The sequence below is a fragment of the Paenibacillus sp. FSL P2-0136 genome (assembly GCF_037975325.1).
Taxonomy (GTDB): domain Bacteria; phylum Bacillota; class Bacilli; order Paenibacillales; family Paenibacillaceae; genus Paenibacillus_AQ; species Paenibacillus_AQ silagei.
Map to the genome: position 1 here is coordinate 6,747,813 of NZ_CP150244.1, position 19,523 is coordinate 6,767,335.

Annotated in this window: 17 protein-coding genes; 5 read left to right on the forward strand and 12 right to left on the reverse strand. The window is 53.3% G+C overall.

Annotated features, from left to right (window positions below; genetic code table 11):
• Window positions 1-111: 111 nt before the first annotated feature.
• From NYE26_RS28795 to NYE26_RS28805, 3 genes are all read right to left on the reverse strand, one after another.
• Complete coding sequence (locus NYE26_RS28795) at window positions 112-1,434, reverse strand: helix-turn-helix transcriptional regulator (protein ID WP_339251926.1); 1,323 nt, start codon at window positions 1,432-1,434, stop codon at window positions 112-114.
• A 76-nt stretch (window positions 1,435-1,510) separates the two neighbouring features.
• Entirely contained in the window at window positions 1,511-1,690 is a 180-nt protein-coding gene (locus tag NYE26_RS28800) for an aspartyl-phosphate phosphatase Spo0E family protein (RefSeq protein ID WP_036726170.1), read from the reverse strand.
• Between the two features lie 287 nt (window positions 1,691-1,977).
• Window positions 1,978-3,369 carry a helix-turn-helix transcriptional regulator gene (locus tag NYE26_RS28805; RefSeq protein ID WP_339251927.1) on the reverse strand — a complete coding sequence of 464 codons (1,392 nt, stop codon included), beginning with the start codon at window positions 3,367-3,369 and terminating at the stop codon, window positions 1,978-1,980.
• Between the two features lie 270 nt (window positions 3,370-3,639).
• Here NYE26_RS28805 and NYE26_RS28810 point away from each other — a divergent pair, with 270 nt between their 5' ends.
• On the forward strand, window positions 3,640-4,020 hold the full coding sequence (locus NYE26_RS28810) for a hypothetical protein (protein ID WP_339251929.1): 381 nt from the start codon (window positions 3,640-3,642) through the stop codon (window positions 4,018-4,020).
• 14 nt (window positions 4,021-4,034) lie between these two features.
• Here NYE26_RS28810 and NYE26_RS28815 read toward each other — a convergent pair whose 3' ends face one another.
• On the reverse strand, window positions 4,035-4,652 hold the full coding sequence (locus NYE26_RS28815; protein ID WP_339251931.1) for a LysE/ArgO family amino acid transporter: 618 nt from the start codon (window positions 4,650-4,652) through the stop codon (window positions 4,035-4,037).
• A 558-nt stretch (window positions 4,653-5,210) separates the two neighbouring features.
• Between NYE26_RS28815 and NYE26_RS28820 the strand changes: the two genes are divergently transcribed.
• A complete protein-coding gene (locus NYE26_RS28820) occupies window positions 5,211-6,830 on the forward strand; it encodes a PLP-dependent aminotransferase family protein (protein ID WP_339251933.1) in 1,620 nt (539 codons plus the stop codon).
• A 491-nt stretch (window positions 6,831-7,321) separates the two neighbouring features.
• Here NYE26_RS28820 and NYE26_RS28825 read toward each other — a convergent pair whose 3' ends face one another.
• From NYE26_RS28825 to NYE26_RS28835, 3 genes are read right to left on the reverse strand one after another with little or no spacing between them, the layout of a single operon-like run.
• Entirely contained in the window at window positions 7,322-8,389 is a 1,068-nt protein-coding gene (locus NYE26_RS28825; protein ID WP_339251935.1) for a HAMP domain-containing sensor histidine kinase, read from the reverse strand.
• A gap of 2 nt (window positions 8,390-8,391) precedes the next feature.
• Entirely contained in the window at window positions 8,392-9,063 is a 672-nt protein-coding gene (locus NYE26_RS28830) for a response regulator transcription factor (RefSeq protein ID WP_339251937.1), read from the reverse strand.
• Complete coding sequence (locus NYE26_RS28835; protein WP_339251939.1) at window positions 8,993-10,858, reverse strand: ABC transporter ATP-binding protein; 1,866 nt, start codon at window positions 10,856-10,858, stop codon at window positions 8,993-8,995. The genes NYE26_RS28830 and NYE26_RS28835 overlap by 71 nt, the downstream gene beginning before the upstream one ends.
• 240 nt (window positions 10,859-11,098) lie before the next feature.
• Between NYE26_RS28835 and NYE26_RS28840 the strand changes: the two genes are divergently transcribed.
• The gene (locus tag NYE26_RS28840) at window positions 11,099-12,316 is read left to right on the forward strand and encodes an MFS transporter (RefSeq protein WP_036726163.1); all 1,218 of its coding nucleotides are present in this window, start codon (window positions 11,099-11,101) and stop codon (window positions 12,314-12,316) included.
• 169 nt (window positions 12,317-12,485) lie between these two features.
• Here NYE26_RS28840 and NYE26_RS28845 read toward each other — a convergent pair whose 3' ends face one another.
• Window positions 12,486-14,189 (reverse strand): glutamine--tRNA ligase/YqeY domain fusion protein, encoded by a 1,704-nt coding sequence (locus NYE26_RS28845; RefSeq protein ID WP_209869292.1) that lies wholly within the window; start codon window positions 14,187-14,189, stop codon window positions 12,486-12,488.
• A 214-nt stretch (window positions 14,190-14,403) separates the two neighbouring features.
• On the opposite strand from NYE26_RS28845, the gene NYE26_RS28850 reads away from it, so the two are divergent.
• On the forward strand, window positions 14,404-14,649 hold the full coding sequence (locus NYE26_RS28850) for a DUF2164 domain-containing protein (protein WP_036690395.1): 246 nt from the start codon (window positions 14,404-14,406) through the stop codon (window positions 14,647-14,649).
• A gap of 42 nt (window positions 14,650-14,691) precedes the next feature.
• The gene (locus NYE26_RS28855) at window positions 14,692-15,240 is read left to right on the forward strand and encodes a GNAT family protein (RefSeq protein WP_339251943.1); all 549 of its coding nucleotides are present in this window, start codon (window positions 14,692-14,694) and stop codon (window positions 15,238-15,240) included.
• A gap of 403 nt (window positions 15,241-15,643) precedes the next feature.
• Here the strand turns inward: NYE26_RS28855 and NYE26_RS28860 are convergent, their stop codons facing one another.
• From NYE26_RS28860 to NYE26_RS28875, 4 genes are all read right to left on the reverse strand, one after another.
• Entirely contained in the window at window positions 15,644-16,306 is a 663-nt protein-coding gene (locus NYE26_RS28860) for an MOSC domain-containing protein (protein ID WP_339251944.1), read from the reverse strand.
• Complete coding sequence (locus NYE26_RS28865; protein WP_339251946.1) at window positions 16,296-16,820, reverse strand: GNAT family N-acetyltransferase; 525 nt, start codon at window positions 16,818-16,820, stop codon at window positions 16,296-16,298. Before NYE26_RS28865 ends, NYE26_RS28860 begins: the two co-directional genes overlap by 11 nt.
• A 58-nt stretch (window positions 16,821-16,878) precedes the next feature.
• The gene (locus NYE26_RS28870; RefSeq protein ID WP_339251948.1) at window positions 16,879-18,090 is read right to left on the reverse strand and encodes an MFS transporter; all 1,212 of its coding nucleotides are present in this window, start codon (window positions 18,088-18,090) and stop codon (window positions 16,879-16,881) included.
• 544 nt (window positions 18,091-18,634) lie between these two features.
• Window positions 18,635-19,462, reverse strand: a complete 828-nt coding sequence (locus NYE26_RS28875; RefSeq protein WP_339251950.1) for a formate/nitrite transporter family protein — start codon at window positions 19,460-19,462, stop codon at window positions 18,635-18,637.
• Window positions 19,463-19,523 lie beyond the last annotated feature (61 nt).

Sequence of the window (19,523 nt, forward strand, 5' to 3'; positions counted from 1 at the left end):
AATCTATAATATCATTCTGTGCTGTACCCAACGCACAACGGCCGAGATTCCTTGAAGGATTCTCAGCCGTTATGTATGGAGGATCTATAGTTTAAGCCGTTCCTGAATACATCAGCCCAACTTCGGAATATCCGAAATCGCAATCTCGAAATCGACGGATATCGTCCCCCGGATCACTTGCTGCTCGCTGTCTAATTTGGCGGATAAGTCTACGCTTTGCATAATCACATCATCGCCTTTGTACCGCTTGCGGGATAGATAGTAGGTCGCCAGCTCGCTGCAGAATTGGGTGTAGTTTTTTTCATGAATGAACTTGTTGTGCTCACCAAAGATACTGTAAACCTTTCGGTAAGGAATGTAGTCCGCAAATCTCTGTATCACATGATCCACGTCCCACTTATACTGATTAGCCAATTGAACGATCTTGAACAGCGCCATAAAAATCTCGTTCTCACAGGTGGAGATATACTCTATATATTCTTCCAGCACCTCAATCTGCCCATCCATTAAGCGGTAAAGGTACGTATTAGCCGTTCCCCATTCTATATATTGAGCCTTAATACGTCTTGCTTCTTCGTCATCTTCCCGTATCCAGCTGTGATCCATGTACTGAGGTACCATATCCAGTGCGGTTTTATAGTCCCCCAGCTCTTCATAAACACAGGATCTCATAAGCTGAGCATATAAAATATATGTATACAGCGGCTTTTTATAAAATTGATTGCTACTATGCTTACGATGCACTTGTCCGTGGAGTTCATATTGAACAGTGGCGACTCTTAGCAGTTCTTCTACAGACTGAGATACTTTGTCCCACGCCTGAAGCCCACTGTATAAATTAGCCAACTCTTTCAGCGCATCCAACTGATTGACTTCGTCCAGCTTATCGACATAATTCTCTAATATAGTAGCAGCGATTAGATTTTTCTGGGGATCATCGCCCAGATTAATGAGGAAGAGCCGATACTGGCAGAGCGCCAGCCGTTCGGAATGCTGGTATTTCTCGCTGGCTCCCACATTTTCGTAGATTAGTGCTGCGGCTTGCCAGTTTTTCTGCTCAAATAACTCCTCGGCAACCTCGAACAGCAGCGGTGCATACAGCAGATTATCCAGTAAATTCTGTGCCACCCGCTCAATGCAATCCAGACGCGATAGCGCCGCGCATTGCAGCAGGAATGGCCGTAAACGCCGCCAAGTCGGCGTCGAATCGTATAGACATTCATCAACATACTGACTGTAAAAGTAATCCTCCGGCAGGCCCATCCCGCTGGTCACGCGGGTCAGATGGTTCATCGCTAAGGCCTGCTGGCCTTTCATTACCCGGCTGAGTGTGCCGGAATGAATTCCGCTGGCAATCGCAAACTGATTAATAGACAGTTTATGTTTTGTGAGATACGCCGCTATCTCGTCTCGAATTTTGACTGTATGCTCCACAGCAGTTACCACCTTTTTTATACACGTGTCCAATGGAACTTATATCTGACTCTCCGATTGTTTCTTGAAGCACTGTTTAAGCAGGCGGCCTTTTATTCATCCGGTAGGCATTATCGTAGGCATTGAGCAGCTCATCCAGAACCACGGATTGCCGCAAGACCTCAGGATGATTGAAACCGCCATATTGAATATGTAATGTATGAAGCTTACTTCTGGCTTGCTCTATGCGAATTCTAACGATTGCTGGACTATGCATGGGAATCCCGCCTCCTTATGCAACATTATAGATTTTTATGTAAAACTACAAAATAATGGACTGATTGCATTATCTGTTAAAGTGAATATATTGACAAAGCTCTGATGCGATAAGAGTTGTCCATAAAAAAGACGCCTCTGCATTAGCAGAAGACGCCAGAGGTGATACTGTTATTACTGCTTGCGCTTATTCAGCCGCCCGCCCCATGACCCATGGTTTGAATCGTTTGTTGTTGTATAGGTTTGCCCACTAAGTCTGCTACAGGTATAGTAATCAGTACAACAATACTAAACGAGGCTAGCATTAATAGGAGTTTTCTTTTCATTTGCATCCCGCACCTCTCTTATTAATATTTTGTATTGCAGTTGCTCGTTTTCCCCGGCAATATGCCTGTTCTGCTCGAATAAATCAACACACTTGAAGATGATACTCTCATTATTAAGTTTAGATGATGATTCCAAACTTTGTAGGATATATCCAATACCTTCACTTCGCTTATTCCGCAAATAATAGACTCCCAATTCAACAAGAAATCTGGCATGTTGGTCCGCTTTAATCTGCTGATTGTACACTCCAAACTCAGTGAGATGTATCCTGTAAGGCATGTAACCCGCGAAGCGTTCCAGAATAGAATCTACATTCCAGTTATACAGGTTTGCAGATTTCACAATATAAAATAAAGCTATGAAAATCTCTCCTTGTTGCGTGGAAATATAATTAACGTAATCATCTAATACCTCTAACTGTCCATCCAGTAAGCGATACAAATAAGTATTAGCTTTACCCCATTCCTGAAATTGCGCTACAGTCCTCTTGGCTTCCTCACTTTCTTCATGTATCCAATCTACGTCCAAATATAAAGGTACAAGTTCAAGAGCCTTTTTATATTCTCCGCATTCTTCGTATGCATTTGCACGCATTAAATGGGCATACAATATATAAAAGCAAAGAGGTCTTTCTCCGCTCTTCACTGCCTCTTTATATTTCGGGTTACAATACAGATCATAACGGATTGTCGCAAGCCGAAACAGTTCAAGAGCAAGCTCATTTACTTTACTCCATAACTGCAATGAGTAGTAGACATCCATCAAATTCTTCAGTCCATCCAACTGATCCGCCTCATTCAGGCGCGGGATGTAGCTCTCGAACAGGGTGGCTGCGCGCAGGTTCGTGCTCTGGTCATCACCCAGGGCAATCTGGAACAGGCGGTATTGGCAGGTGGCCAAGCGTTCAGAATACTGGTATTTCTCGCTGGCGCTAACATTCTCATAGAGCAGTGCAGCCGCCGGCCAGTGGCCCTGCTGGAACAACCCTTCCGCAACCTCGTACAGCATGGGGACATACGTCAGATTATCCAGCAAGTTCTGCACCAGCAGCTCAATACAATCCGTACGCCCCAGTTCCGCACATTTCACAATGAACGGGCGAAGCCGCCGCCAGGTCGGTGCCGAATAATAGAAGCATTCCTCCACATATAAGCTGTAAAAAAAATCCTCGCCAAGCCCCATTCCTGCAGTGATTAACTCCAGATGGCTCATGGCAATGGGCTGATGGCCATTAATAATCCGGCTCAGTGTCCCGGAATTAATGCCGGATCTTATGGCGAACTGATTAATGGACAGCCCCTGCTGGGTTAAATAATCTGCAAGCTGGTCTCGAATCATGACTGCAGGCTTCAAAGCAACAACACCTCCCACATTCCATAATTTAGAACATTATGTTTATATCTGTATGGTAGATGATGGGATTTCAACCGTCAATAGAATAGAGTCAAATTAAACAACTATAGCTCGAAAGTGTGAAGAATTCGAAACAGTTTGGCAAGCGGCTTGCCGAATCTTACGGATACAGGCCGAAACTATGTTAAACGGCACTCTTTTTCCAAAAAGGTCCAGAGCATACATAGAGGTATCCAAGGATCTACAAGATTGCTACAAGGGGGAGCGTTTATGAGAAAAATCGGCATCATTTCAATTTCATTAATACTATTACTTGTTTTAATATATGTTTTAGTCAGACCAAATCCTGAGATTGTTAGCGTCACTCTTACTTCTGAAACAGCTGAAACTACTTACACTGATAACGATAGCATCCGGGTATTCAACCATGCTATAAGAACTGTGAAAAAAGTGCGCGGGGCTGTTGATGTGGGTCCACCAACGTATCGAATGAATGTTACTTACGCGGATACCGAAGTTATGAGATTCAGCCTTTATTTAGATTTTAAAACCAAAAGTGGATTTTTGATTAAAGATAGTAATAGCGAAAAAATGTTGAAATTAAAAGATCGCAGCTCTAAAGAACTAACAGATTTATTGAGCAAAGACTAATTAAGGGGAATCACTTAGCCATACAACAGCCCCCATAGCTGAACCCCCATGTAGACGGCGATCCCCCAGATCAGCAGTGCTGAAACGGTATTCAGTCCCTTCATAACCTTGCCGGAAGCATCCAGCCTGCCGAGCTGGCGCCCCGCTGCAGCAAGTCCTAGGAACCAGAGCCAGGAGACGGCCACTGTCGCAGCCGCGAAGGTCCAGCGCACCGCACCGTCGTATTGCAGCGAGCTGGTCCCGATCACGCCCACCGTATCCAGCAGGGCGTGCGGGTTCAGGAGGGACACAGACAGCGCATAGAGGATCTGTCCCTTCGGTGACAGTCGGCCCGACTCATCCTTCGCCGGAGCGGAGTGCCAGATTCTCCAACCCATAAAGGTGAGAAACAGAATGCCCGCTCCATATATAACAGGCGTGACCCAGCGCAGCGATAAAATGACCAAGGAGACTCCGCCGACTGCCGCAGCGATAAGCAGCGTATCGCATATCGCTGCCGTCAGTACGACAGGCAGTACACTACGGAATCTGGTATGCTGTGCCCCTTGATTAAAAACGAATATATTCTGCACGCCCAGCGGCAGAATCAGCCCGAAGGCCAGGATAATTCCATGTAGAATGGCCTGCACCATTTCTTTTCCCCCTTATATCTTCCTAGTGGTGCTTCCCGATAAACAAACCTCCCAGGCTTCCTCCGGTTATAGCCTACTGATCGTACCCTGCCATAGCGGCCGCCGTAACCATCCAAGTTTTTGGACACATACCAACCAAGACGAATGAAAGGGGAGGAATCATGGTAGACTGGGAGAAAGAACGAAAGAGAGAGAGAAGGAAAGCAAGCAATGAGGGATTATGTTAGTCAACAGCGGCTGTGAAGGGGACACTCGCTCGGTAGCCTTCGCAGTGGCACAATGTGTTCGGTTTTTCGCATACAATCGGCCGGTTACCTTAGTAGTGACACAATGTATGTTAAAAACAGCATACATTGTGGTGGCACGCAGGCGCATGGGCCAAATGTATGCGGAAAACAACATACATTGTGGTGGCACGCAGGCGCATGGCCGATGTGTTCGGTTTTTCGCATACAATGGAGCCGGTTGCCTTGGCAGTGGCACAATGTATTCGGTTTTTCGCCCTTGGCATGATAACTGCTAATTGTCTACAATCATTCGTCCGGAAGGAGCCTGCCCTTGACACACTCACAACGCTCCAACCATACAGACTTAAGCACGCCCGGCCAATCCGTACATTCGGAGGCTTTCCGGCCCGCAGCTCCTGAAGTGCAGCAAGCTGACGCTGGCTCCGGCCTGTCTGAGAACTGGAAGCCGGACCCGGCTTCTCCGCTGCCGCTGCATGGTCAGATCTACGCCTACTTCCTGACCAAGATCAGCACCGGGGCCTGGCCGCCCGGTATGCGTCTGGCCCCGCAGAGGGAGCTGTGCCGCAAGCTCGGAGTGAACCGCAGCACGGTGGTTACAGCGCTGGGCCAGCTTACCGCCTTGGGCCTGATAGAAGGCAGAAGCGGGGGCGGAACAATAGTTACGGGCACACGTTCTGCGCTCCCGGCTTCCCTTGGTTCCGCAGGAGAATGCGTAGAAGACGGGGAAGAGGAGCCCTCTAAGCCGGAACGCTCCGGCAACTGGAACGACTATGTCGAGGAGGGGATTCACTATCCCAACCTGCCCACCATCCAGGACATTAACCGGCTCGAATATGAGCCGGGCCTGATCCGCCTTGGCACGGGTGAGCCAGCGCCTGAGCTGCTGCCCGGGGCAGCAATGAACCAGGTGCTGGCCGGACTCGCGCAGCGCGTTCTTCCTCCACTCTCCTATGAGGAGCCGCTCGGTAGTCCGGCGCTGCGGGCGGCGGTCAGCCAGTTACTGGCCCGGAGCGGCATTACCGCTGGCCCGGACTCCATTCTGATTACTTCCGGCGCCCTTCAGGGGCTTCAGCTCATTGCCCTAGGGCTGCTGCCGCGCGGCTCTTCTATCCTGCTGGAGAAGCCGTCCTATCTGTATTCGATCCATGCCTTTCAGTCTGCGGGGGTGAAATTCAGCGGCCTGCCTATGGACGGGCGTGGTCTGATCCCGGAATACCTCACGGCTGAGGCGATCCGCACTAAGGCGGCGATGCTCTACAGCATCCCTTCCTTTCATAACCCTACGGGAATCCTAATGGATAAGGGGCGCCGCCAGGAGCTGATGGAGGTCACAGGCAGACTTGGGCTGCCCATTCTGGAAGATGGGGCCTACCAGGAATTATGGCTGGACGCTCCGCCTCCGCCGCCGCTGAAGGCGCTGGACCAGGAGGGACGGGTCCTGCATCTGGGCACTCTGTCCAAGGCCGCCAGCCCCGGTCTGCGCATCGGCTGGATTGCCGGACCCGAGCCGGTAGTCCGGCGGCTGGCCGACATCAAGATGCAGAGTGATTATGGTGCAAGCTCCCTGTCTCAACTGGCTGCCGCCAGCTGGCTTACGGGCGGCTATCATGAAGAGCACCTGCATGTGCTGCGCGGCAGACTACGCGCGCGCCGCGACCACATGCTTGAGCTACTGCAGCTCCATTGCACCGGACTGGCAAGCTGGAACGTACCGGCAGGAGGCTTCTATATCTGGCTGTCTCTCCACGAGGCTGTCCCTCCACGCAAGCTGTTCAGCGCAGCGCTGCGCGCCGGACTGCTGCTGAATACGGGCGATCTGTACGACCGCAGCGACGGCAGACATCTCAGGCTGTCCTACGCTTATGCCTCTGCGGCTGAACTGGAGCGCAGCATCCCCCTGCTGGCAGAGCTGATCCGGCGGGGACTGTGATTGAGACAGCACAGACGGATTCAACCGAGTACGGCTGCGTAAATAGCCCCGCACCCATGACAGTATGATCTGTCTGTCCTGGGTACGGGGCTATGCTGTTCGGATGGGAAACCCTATCCACCCCAAGGTCTAACGGACCGGAGAGACTTTATCCCCACGAAAATGCCACTTTTTGCAGTGTAACGGACTCAGGTGGCCTTATTGTTTCAATCTGAGACGTTTCGGAGCCGAAGTCTAAAGGATAAGGCCTGTGGAGTCCGTTACTCGCCCAGTTGGCGACTTTCTTCCCAAATAAGAGCACCTCAGTCCGTTACGCTAAGCCAACGCCCCTGAAGAACACCCCCGCTTAGAAAAGATGTAATTTGAAGGGGAGTTGCTTCTACTCCACTATTTTAAACCTGACACTGTACTAATTTAACCGGCCTCCTGGCCAGTGAATATCCGGCTGAAGTACCGGCGCTGATTATTCGCCTGAACGGCGGGTTCATGGCTCATCCGCTCTGCTGCGGCAGCCGCACGATGAACGCCGTCCCCTCTCCGGGACGGCTCGTTACGTCTACGCTGCCTTCATGGAGCTCCACGATCTTCTTCACGAGCGGGAGGCCCAGCCCGCTTCCGCTTCCGCTGCTGACGCTTCTGGACTTATCCGCCTTATAGAACCGTTCGAAGATCCGCGCCAGCTCTTCTTCGCTCATGCCTATCCCGCTGTCCCTGACCTCCACCTCGGCCCATTCCCCCATGCTGCGTACAATGACGGTGATCCGTCCGCCCTGGGGGGTGAATTTGATGCTGTTATGCAGCAGGTTGGTCCATACCTGGCTCAGCAGATCCTGCACCGCAGTCACAGTGGTCTCATGAAGCTCGGCCTCCACCTCAATCTCCTTGCCCAGCCACTGCGGCTCTGCGGCCAGGATCATCGCCTGCACCTGCTTATCCAGCCTATAAGGCTTCCGCTCGAACGGGAAGCTCTCTGCCTCCAGCACGGACAGCTTCAGCAGATTGTCGCTCAGGCCGGACAGACGGCGGCTCTCCGCTTCAATAATATCCAGGTAATGCTTGCGGATCTCCGGACTAAGGTTCTCCTCTTGCAGCGCGGCAGCGAACCCGCGGATCGAGGTCAGCGGCGACTGGATCTCATGGGATACGCTGGCGATGAAGTCCTGCCGCATCAGCTCCATCCGGCTCAGCTCACTCGCCATTTCGTTAATCCCTTCCACAATCCCTCCGAACTGCCGGTACTGGCCGCTGTTCTCCAGTTCAATCTTGAAGTTGCCTTGAGAGATCTGCCGCATGGCTGTAAGGATCGGCCTATAGAAGTTCTGATCCTTGCCGCGTGTAGCGAAGGCAATCATCGCCCCGCAGACGAAAAAGATGATAATCTGCATCGCCATCACAAACAGGTGATACCCATATTCGGAGAAGGACCAGTGAAAATAATGGACCAGCAGCCTTGAGCCGAAATAGCTCCCGTTCCAGGTGATAAAGAACATGCTCAATAGTCCGGCTATAGGTCCAACTATTTTGACTTTCTCCCATATCTTCTTGGCTCTGTGCTTCATGCCTATCCCTCCAGCCGGTAGCCAAGCCCCCGGATCGTGCGAATGGAGAATCCGAATCGCTCCTGCGGAAACCGCTCGCGCAGACGGCCCACATGAACATCCAGCGTCCGCTCATTGCCTTCGTAATCGTAGCCCCAGATCTCTTCAATCAGCCGGTCACGGGTCAGCGTCTGCCCCCGGTAACTGGCCAGCTTGAAGAGCAGCTCGAATTCCTTCAGCGGCAGCGTGAACTCGCCATGCTCGGACAGCACCTCATAGGTGGCGCGGTTCATCCGCAGACTGCCAACGGTAACACTCTGGGCGGCCGAAATCTGGTAACGCTTCAGCAGGGCTTTGACCCTGGCGATCAGCACAGGCGGCTCAAACGGCTTGACCAGATAGTCGTCTGTGCCCAGCTCGAAGCCTTTGACAATCTGCGAGGTCTCCCCTTTGGCCGTCAGCATCAGTATCGGAAAATCATACTGCTTGCGCAGCTCCCGGCACAGCTCCCAGCCGTCCATATTCGGCATCATAATATCAATGATCGCCATATCCGCCGCAGTCTCTTCGAGCAGCCGCAGCGCCTCCAGTCCGTCAGAAGCGCTCAGCACCTCGGCCATCCCTTCAGCTCTCAGGAACACTCCCACCAATTCGCGGATGTGCGGATCGTCGTCCACTACCAGTATTTTGACCATAGTCTGTAGAACCCTCCTCTATCCCTTGGCCCAGAAGCTCAGGTGTGTTCATTTGCAGCTGCTGCTCGGCGAATTCACGGTACAGCTCATGGTCCCTCAGCAGCTCCTCATGCGTGCCTTTGCCGGTGATCCGGCCCTTCTCCATAAAAATAATCTGATCCGCATTCACCACCGTAGCTAATCTGTGAGCAATCACAATCGTAGTCCGGCCCTGCATCAGATTGCCCAGCGCCTTCTGCACTACGGCCTCCGACTGGCTGTCGAGGCTTGAGGTAGCCTCATCGAGCATGAGAATCTTCGGATCACGCAGCAATGCTCTGGCGATGGCAATCCGCTGCCGCTGTCCGCCGGACAGCTTGACGCCGCGTTCACCGACATCCGTGTTGTACCCGTCCGGGAGCTCTTCAATGAAGCCGTCAGCGTAAGCCATGGCCGCAGCCCGCTTCAGCTCCTCCTTGCTGATTTCGCGGTCCAGCCCGTATCCGAGATTCTCGGCAATGGTACCGGCCAGCAGCGGACTTTCCTGTGAGACATAACCGATTCTCTTCCGCCAGGATTTCAGAGAGAACAGCGAAGCCGGTTTGCCGTCCAGCCGGATGACTCCGCCCTGCGGCTGATAGAACCGTTCCAGCAGCGAGAACAGGGTTGTTTTACCGCCGCCGCTCGGGCCGACAATGGCAGTCACCTGCCCCGGATGCATAGTGAAGCTTACCTTGCTGAGAACCTTCTCGCCCGTCTTGTATCCGAAGCTGAGATCTTCCACTGCAATCGGACCCTCTGTGCCCTCAGCCTCTTCCACACCTTCATACACCTCTTCCTCTGCAGCAAGGGTCTCAATGATCCGCTCGGAGGCACCCTTGGCCTTCTGGAGCTGGGTAAAGAATTGCGTCAGCTGTGTCAGCGGCATAATAATCTGGATCAGATACAGAATAAAGGCGACCAGTTCGCCGGCGGTGAGCGCCCCTGAGGATACCAGCATCCCGCCATAGCCGATAATAACCACCAGCAGCATCATGAAAACGAAGGAGATCAGCGGGCTGATCAGGGCGCTGATCTTGCCTTCACGAATCCCGAAGCCCAGCAGGTTCATAATCCCTTTCCGTCCGGCCTCATATTCCTTCTGCTCCGCTCCCGAGGATTTCACCAGCCGGATCTCGGACAACACACCGCTGAGCACAGCGGTGAAGGAGGCCGTCTCGTCCTGCGTGCCTTTGGAGATCTTGTACATCTGCCGTCCCAGCGGCACCAGAATGAGCGCCGACAGCGGAAGCACCGTGAACAGCACCAGCGTCATTTTCCAGTTCAAATAGAACAGTACCAGGACAGAGCCGACAATGGAGATGAGGCCGGTGAACAGACTGGCCAGATGCTCCGAGATCAGTGTCTTGAGAATTCCTGTATCATTAGTCATCCGGCTGACGCTCTCGCCTGTCCGGTTCTCATTGTAGTAGGAGACGGGCAGCACCAGGAATTTGCGCCACAGCCTGTCACGAAGCCCGGCCACAACTTTTTGCCCGACGGCATTCAAAAGGTAAATCGAGACTCCGCCGGCCACGGTCTGCGCAATGAACGCTCCGGCGATGCCGGCAATCTGCAGCTTGCTGACAGAAGCCAGCGAGAAGCCGTCCACCAGATTCTTCGTGAACATGGGAATGACCAGACCGACCAGGGTCGAAATGATGCTGAGGCCAAGGGCCAGCGCCAGCAGCAGATAAGATGGTTTGGTTTCGTGCAGCAGCTTCAGGAACGGCCTCATGGCCGCGCCCTGCTTCTGCGGTGCTTGCTTGTTTGTCATAAGGAATCCCCTTTTCCGGCAGATAGATGTATGGAGCAGTGGCGCCCCGCTTCCGCCTTAGAACCCAGAATAACTGACCTATGTAAACTGAAGTTAAACAGATATTTTGCCATTGATTTGTAGTTCCCCATAAAAGTTGGTTTGTATCCCTTTTCAACAAATGTTACAGTGATATCAGCGGCATCATAAGACGGCCACAGCAAGAATGCAAGGCATCCTAGCGGGAAAGGAGTGCAACGTTTGCGGGATCAATCCGATAAGCAGCTGTCTTTCACCTCTCTGAAATGGTTCAACTTCTTCGTATATGGAACGGTTGTCCTCTTCACCAGCTTCTTTCCCTTATATCTGCAGGATGTAGGGATGAATAAGCTGGAGATCGGGAGCCTGATGTCTGTAGGCGCACTGGTCTCCATTATTGCCAACCCCTTCTGGGGCATCTGGAGTGACCGGTATCAGAATATCCGGCGGATTGTCCTCGTCATGCTGACGGGAACGCTGGTCTTGACCCAACTTGTCTTTCAGGCGAATACATATGAAATGATCTACATATCCATTCTGTTCTTCTATTTCTTCCAGGGGCCCCTGTTCGCCCAGAGCAACACGATGATTCTCAGCTATATTGACGGAACCAGCCGCAGCTTTGGCTCTTTCCGGTTATGGGGATCACTAGGCTGGGCTTTCACCGCCATCCTTGCCGGTCCCGTAATTGAATGGGCCGGCATCTCTGTGCTGTCCTATCTGTTTGCATCACTGCTCTGTGCGGCGATGATTGCACTAATCACGCTGCCGAAGCTGGACCATTCGATCGGAATTGCCCCCTTGCCCTTCAAAGGCATGAGCCAGATCTTCCATAACCCGTTCTTCCTGTGCTTCATCCTCTTCGGCATCCTGGTCTCGATTCCGAATACGATGAATAACACCTTTGTGTCACTGTACATCACGGAGCTGGGGGGAAGCAAGACCATGATCGGTCTCGCTGTGTTCCTGTCCTCCATCCTGGAGATGGGAGTGCTGCTCCTATGCAATTACGTTCTCCGGCGCAAAATCTCTGTCCTGCTCGCCTCACTTACGCTGGTCAGCGCGCTGTTCTTCCTGCGGTGGTGGCTGATGGCCGATGCAACGACTCCGCTGCAGGTCGCACTTATTCAGGTGCTGCACTCCATTACCTTCGGCGGCTTCTTCTATGTCGGAACCCAGCTGACTATGCTGCTGGTGCCAAAGCCCTACCGTTCCTCGGGACAGGCTCTCTACACGCTCACCTGGAGCGGAATCTCCGGCATTCTTGGCGGCGTCCTCGGCGGCTGGATGTATCAGACCCTCGGCGCGCAGACGATGTATCAATCCGGTGCGCTTCTTGCCCTGTTCGGGGCGATCGGCTTCGGAATGATGTGGCTCACTGTCATTCGCGGCAGCTACCGCCCTCCGGCTGATCCCGAGGACGAGCTGGCGGAAGACTAGGTATACGCACAAGTGGAAACGGCTTTGCCGTCCTTTAATGGGACGGTACCGTTTCAGCGAGAAATAGAAGGATAATTTATAGCGTCATATAAATTCTTATATTTGGATACAGCAAACAGGCTTGGCCTCCCGGCGGGAGACCAAGCCTGTTTGCTTATATGCAGCTCTTCTAGCCTTTCTTGGGCTGGAAGGAGCTTTTGAGGGATACAATCAGATTGAACACCAGATGCTCCGGCGACGAATACTTGCTGTCTACGTTGAAGTACCCGTGACGGAAGAACTGGAACTTGTCCTGCGCCACACTGTTCTTCAGCCCAGGCTCCACGAAGCCCTGCAGGATCTCGATGGACTTCGGATTCAGCTGATCCAGGAAGGTTGGCTCCGGCTTGTCAGCGGAAGCTTCCAGACCTTCTACTTCAGCATCCGTCTCCGCCTCTTCGGCAGAGATCAGCGGCTCATACAGGCGGAATTCCGCCGGTACAGCCTGGCCTGCATCTACCCAGTGCAGCGTTCCCTTAACCTTGCGGCCGGTGAAGCCGCTGCCGCTCTTCGTCTCAGGATCATAGGTACAGTGCAGCTCCACCACTTCGCCGTTCTCGTCCTTGATGAAGTCGTTGCACTTGATGAAATAAGCATTCTTAAGACGCACTTCATTACCGGGGAACAAGCGGAAATACTTATTCGGCGGAATCTCCATGAAGTCATCGCGTTCAATATAGATCTCACGGGAGAACGGAATCTGGCGGTTGCCCATCTCCGGGTTCTCCACATTGTTCTCAATTTCGAAGTATTCGGTCTCGCCTTCAGGATAATTCGTAATAACCACCTTCAGCGGCCGCAGCACAGACATCGTCCGGGGAACCGTCAGCTTGAGATCTTCACGGATGAAGTGCTCCAGCATCTGCAGGTCCACCAGCCCCTGGCTCTTCGAGATACCGGTCTCATGCACGAAGCTGCGGATGGCTTCCGGTGTATAGCCGCGGCGGCGCAGCCCGGAGATCGTCGGCATGCGGGGATCATCCCAGCCGTCCACATGTCCTTCATCGACCAGCAGCTTCAGCTTGCGCTTGCTCGTAACGGTCTGGGCCAGATTAAGGCGTCCGAATTCATATTGATGCGGTGCAGCCTCCATGTCACATTCCGCGACAACCCAGTCATAGAACGGGCGCTGGTCCTCGAACTCCAGGGAACAGAGGGAATGGGTGACATGCTCAATGGCATCCTCCAGCGGATGCGCGAAGGTATACATCGGATAAATGCACCATGCGTCGCCCGTATTATGGTGATGGGAGTGGGAGATCCGGTAAATGACCGGGTCCCGCAGATTGATGTTAGGAGAGGACATGTCAATTTTGGCGCGCAGAACCTTCTCGCCGTCCTTGAATTCTCCCGCCTTCATACGGTGGAACAGATCAAGGTTCTCTTCCACCCCGCGCTCGCGGTAAGGGCTGTTCTGCCCCGGCTCCGTCAGGGTTCCCCGGAATTCACGGATCTGCTCGGCACTGAGATCATCGACATAGGCCTTGCCCTTCTTGATCAGCAGCTCGGCCCGCGCATACATCTCCCCGAAATAATCCGAGGCGAACCGCAGCTCCTCCCATTCATACCCGAGCCATTTCACATCCTCCTGGATGGAATTGACATACTCGGTATCTTCCTTGAGCGGATTCGTATCATCGAATCTCAGATGGGTCTTGCCGCCGAACTCATCCGCCAGCGTGAAGTTAATCCAGATCGCCTTGGCATGTCCGATATGTAAATAACCGTTCGGCTCCGGCGGAAAGCGGGTGACGACTTCCTTAACCTTGCCCGAGCGGAGATCTTCGGTAATGACGTTCTTAATGAAATTGGAGGGTGTACCCTGGTTCTCCACATTGATCAACCTTTCATTCTGTAATATAACTACTTCCTTGTATGAACATGTTTCCTATTAATATACCCGTTAAGCCGTGAATGTTCAACAAGCGGAAACGGCATTGCCGTCCTTTTAAAGGACGGTACCGTTTTAGCGCCGCATCCTTTGACTTCTCTCCCGACGATGGAGTAGCATGATAAATATAGGAATATTAAGCTAAAGGGGGATGCTTATGCAACCGGTAAAACTGCCTAAAGAGCAGCGGGAGATGATTACGGAGAACATCCGTGCCTACTTCGAGGCGGAGCGCGGGGAAACGATCGGCCACCTGGCCGCAGACAATCTGTTGGAGTTCTTCTTGAAGGAGCTGGGACCGGCGATCTATAACGGGGCGCTTAGCGACTGCCGCACGCTTGCTCTTCAGCGCATGCAGGCCCTGGAGGAAGATATCTACGCCTTGGAGTGGCAGAAGCGTTAGTTCAGCGAGGCTTAGATCTCACAACGCATAGGGGGCAGCCGCATGTTTAATTATGTCATAGATGAAGAGCTGAAGCTGAAGCTGCTCATGCCGGAGCATGCCCGTCAGATGTTCGCCCTGGTGGAACGCTCCCGCCACCGGCTCAGACAATGGCTACCTTGGGTGGATGGCGTAGCCGAGCAGGCTCATCTTACCACGTTCATCAAGAACTCCGTGAAGCAGGGGATTGATAACGGCGGCTTCACTGCCGGACTGTGGGTCCGGGAGGAATTGGCCGGAATTATCGGCTATCACGAGATTGACTGGCATAACCGCTCGGTCGGCATCGGCTACTGGCTGGGAGAAGGCTATGAGGGACAAGGCTATATGACCAGTGCCTGCCGGGTCTTTGTCGATTACGCCCTGCTGGAGCTTGAGCTGAACCGCATCGAGATCCGCTGTGCCACAGGCAATCTGGCCAGCAGAGCGATCCCCGAACGGCTGGGCTTTATCTTCGAAGGGGTCATCCGCCAGGCCGAGAAGCTGCCTAGTGGTTATGTGAACCATGCAGTGTACGGCCTGCTGCGCAGCGAATGGAAGCTGCTGGGCTGAGCGGGGAGGGCTGCCGGTCATAGAGCACGGGTGCGCGGAGCATACAGGGGAACGGGTCGGTCGGGTCGGCGGATTCAGGGGCATTTCTGCTCCTCATTTCCGCTCCCGGCCCGCTTTCGGCGGATTCAGGAGCACCGATATAGTTGGATTTTGTCCACTTACTGATGAACGATTGGCCCGTGCGCGAACTGGAGTTGGATAAATAACACTTAATTTCTCACCTTTCGTCTAACAGGGCTGGAACTAACTATTTTAGTTGCTCTTTTTCCACTTGTTTTCGGTTATTTGCCAGAAGTAGGCGAGATAAGATACGTTTTTCCACTTGTTTACTTGAAGGGCGGGTTGAGGGCGGCGGAGCGACAGAGTAGCATGTGCAGGTGTGGAGTGGAGAAGGACGAGTGTCTTAGCTCTCCGCCGCATCCAGCCATCTCTGGAACCGCTCACGGATGCCAGCCGCAAGGCTCTCCAGTCCGGCCAGCTCAGCCAGCCCGGCAGGGTCCTTACGCCCATGCTCCATCGAGTACAGTACCTGTCTCACCGGGAAGCTTCCCGCACCGCTCTCCAGCTTAACAATCCGGTCACCGGCTGCCACCCGGCCTTCACGCAGCACGCGGAAATAGAATCCGCTATACCCCGTGGACAGCACCTGGGCCGGCATATCCGCTGGTCCATGCTTCTGCGTGAGCTTGAAGCACGGGAAGCGCGGCTGGCTGACCTCCAGCAGTGCCGTACCGATCTCAAAAACATCCCCGATGCACACCTCGGTCTCCAGCAGTCCGCGCGCCGTGATGTTCTCGCCGAAGGCGGAAACCTCCAGCTTCCGGCCAAGCCACTCCTCCCAGTGGGCATAATGCTCCACCGGATAGACGCACACTGCCTTGTCAGGGCCTCCATGATTGATCAGATCCGCTTGCCCGTCTCCGGTGAACCCACCCACCCGAAGCGCAAGCGGCCCGGCTACCGGCAGCTTGTAGATTCCGGTGTCCAGCGGCTTACCGCGGTACTCCACCGTCTTCGGCTTGCCTACATTAAGCGAGACGACTTGCATCTTCACTTCACTCTCCATCCCCTTCTCCTCCCGTCAGCCTGCAGCTCATGAATACTTCATCCACATAACGTCCGCTTAAGTAGAATTCCTCCCGAAGCCGTCCCTCTTCCTCGAATCCGCATTTGCGGTAGAACTGAAGTGCCGGTGTATTGCAGGAGAGCACACGCAGCCGCAGCTTGCGGATGCCATGCCCCGCGGCATGGCGCTTGATCTCCGCGATCAATCGGCTGCCTACACCCAGCCGCTGAAAGCGCGGGTGCACAGCGATATTCACCTCGCATACATGGCGGTTGCTCTCCATCCCGCTGGGACAGCCGAAGCCAACATAACCGCATAGCTCCCCGTCCTGCAATGCAACAAGCTGGGAGCCGGGCGGCGCATGCAGCAGATAGTCCTCCCGCGAGCGCCACATCAGCGGACCCGGGGTTGTATTCTCCGTCCAGATCATATTATCGAGCACGATCAGCTCACGGGCATCCCTGATTTCGGAAGGCCGGATAAGCAGTGCAGCATCTCTGTTAATTGGTTGCATTATTATACCCCCTTGCCTTACTAAGCAGATAGAAAAAGATTAGTTGCAGCGTGAACGATTATGCAGTCCTGCGCTCAAGCTGTACAGCTGAACGGTTCATATAGGCGTGAAGCGCGAAGAATCCTACGGATAGCACAGCCATGCCGCAAGCGAGCCAGCCGGTTGGCGCAAGACCGCCCCTGTCGAACTGAACACCCATCAGATAAGGCCCGATGACACGGCCGATTGCGCCAATTCCGCCGCTCAGCCCGAGATAGAACGGCGCGCTGCGCTGGGCATGCTCCGAGATGAAGGAAGGCATCGCCGGAGAGATCAGCATCTCCCCAAGGGTAGCCAGCACCATACCCAGCAGCATCCCCGGATAGCTTGGCATAAACAGAATTACAGCATACCCGCCCAGGTAAAAGACGGCGCTTGCTGTCATCTGCGCGGTTGACGTCTGCGCGAACCCGCGCTTGATCAGGCTGACCAGCGGCTGCGCCGCGAAGATCAGCACACCGTTCATCGTCCAGAGGAAGCCGTATAGCTGCTTTGACCAGCCTTCCGAGATAATGAACGGCGAGACTCCGCTGTTCCAGATCGAATTGCCGATCAGCAGGAACATCGAGCCCACCGCCATGAACAGATAGATCCGTATATGGCCGAGGAGTCTCCAGCCCGACACTTCATTCTGCGGTTGCTTTTTCGATACTGTGCTGTGAGCCGGAGCCGTCCCTACCTTGCGCAGATAGACGAAGAAGAATCCGGCAAATACGGCCGAGGTCACCCCGTTAAGCACAAAGCTCAGCATATAATTGCCCAGGAAGCCGCTCAGCGCGGTTCCCAGGGCTACCCCTATATTATTGGCAACATAGATGATATTGAACAGCTCTGCGCGCTGCTCCGCGAACCGGAAACCGATAAACGCCTGGATCGCCGGGAGGGAGAGGGAGTTGAACAATCCCATCATACCCATAACGATTATGAATACGCTCCAGCTTCCGCTCGCCCACGGGAGGGCAAACAGCGTCAAGGCATTCATCGCCAAAGCGCCGACAATCAGGCGGTTCACTCCTACCTTATGATACAACGAACCGCCCAGCAGCTGACCGGCAATCCCGCCAAGTGATTGCACCAGCAGCACGATTCCCGCGTCTTTCATACTGCGTCCCAGTTCATCGAATACATACATTGTAACCAGCGGCCACATCAGCGCACTGCCGGTAGCATTAATCAGACTGGCAATCAAGAATACTTTAATTTCCTTCGGATAGGCCTGCATGAATCTCATATCTTGTCTGTCATCCCCTGTAACATAGCTGTCATTAATCCATCCAGTATCATCCCAAAACAGGGGGCGGGGCAAGCATGTGCGTTAATGCTGTATCGCGGGAAACCGGGATATAATTTGTGATATTTATATTCTATAACCCGCTCTTTCACACGTAAACAAAAATACCTTGCCGGCACTGATTCGTTCCCCGGAAGCCGGGGTAATGATCCATATGAAACACTCCCTATTTTATTCACCGTGAGATCCGATTTCGTTCCCCCGAATCGGATTGCACGGTGAATTTTGTTTTGTCCGGAGGATGATCCTGCTGCACCTATACCAAACAAGTAGAAACGGCTTTGCCGTCCTTTTACAGGACGGTACCGTTTCAGCGAGAAAGATAAGGATAATTATAACGCGAAGCATATAAATTCTTATCTTTATACAAAAACACTCCCTGTCTCTACGAATCCCTTGAAGCAGGGTGCCGAGAAGCAGGAAGTGCTAGGCCGAGCTATGTTACAGTCCGGCGATGTGATTCACCGGGTCAGGTCCGTATTCATTAAGCGTGTTTCTTCAATCCTGCCGCCGGGAGGCCTTCCACCGAATTCACAGCACCCGGCTCCTTGCGCAGATAGGCCATCCAGTACGCAGCAGCCACGAAGATCGCGCCACCCGTCAGATTGCCCAGCCAGACCGGAACGAAGTTGGCCGCATACTGGCCCCAGGTAAAATGTCCTTCGAAGATCGCAGCAGGGATAAGGAACATGTTAGCTACAACGTGCTGGAAGCCGATGGCCACAAACGCCATGGTCGGGAACCAGATACCGAGGATTTTGCCGCTGAAATTGTCTGCCCCGTACGACAGCCATACCGCCAGCGCTACCAGCCAGTTACAGCCGATCCCGGAGATAAAAGCCTGCAGGAACGTAGCATCGATCTTATGCTCCGCCATACTTACCAGCTTCTCCAGATACACGCCATCTGATGTAAGGCCAACGATGTGACCGAAGAAATAAGCGACGAACAAGGCACCTGCCAGATTGCTGAGTGTGATCAGCACCAGGTTCTTCACCACTTCCCAGAACGAAATCTTCTTCGCCATAAAAGCCAGCGGCACCGCCATCATATTGCCCGTAAGCAGTTCGCCTCCGGCAAGCAGCACCAGCACCAGTCCAACCGGGAACACCGCAGCCCCGATGAAGTTAGCAATGGATCCCCACTCGGCGGGTGCACCGGCAATGACACGAATATCCAGCAAAAATCCGAGCGCGATAAACGCTCCTCCCAGGAAACCGAGAATGAGTACAGTGCTGAGCGGATTATGCGCCTTCTTAATTCCGTTCTCTACCGTGACTTCAGCGATTCCCTGCGGTTTGTTATAAGCCATGATTCCTATCCCCTTCGAATTACTTAAAATTTGTTCCTTTATGCCATTGTAACGTGATCCC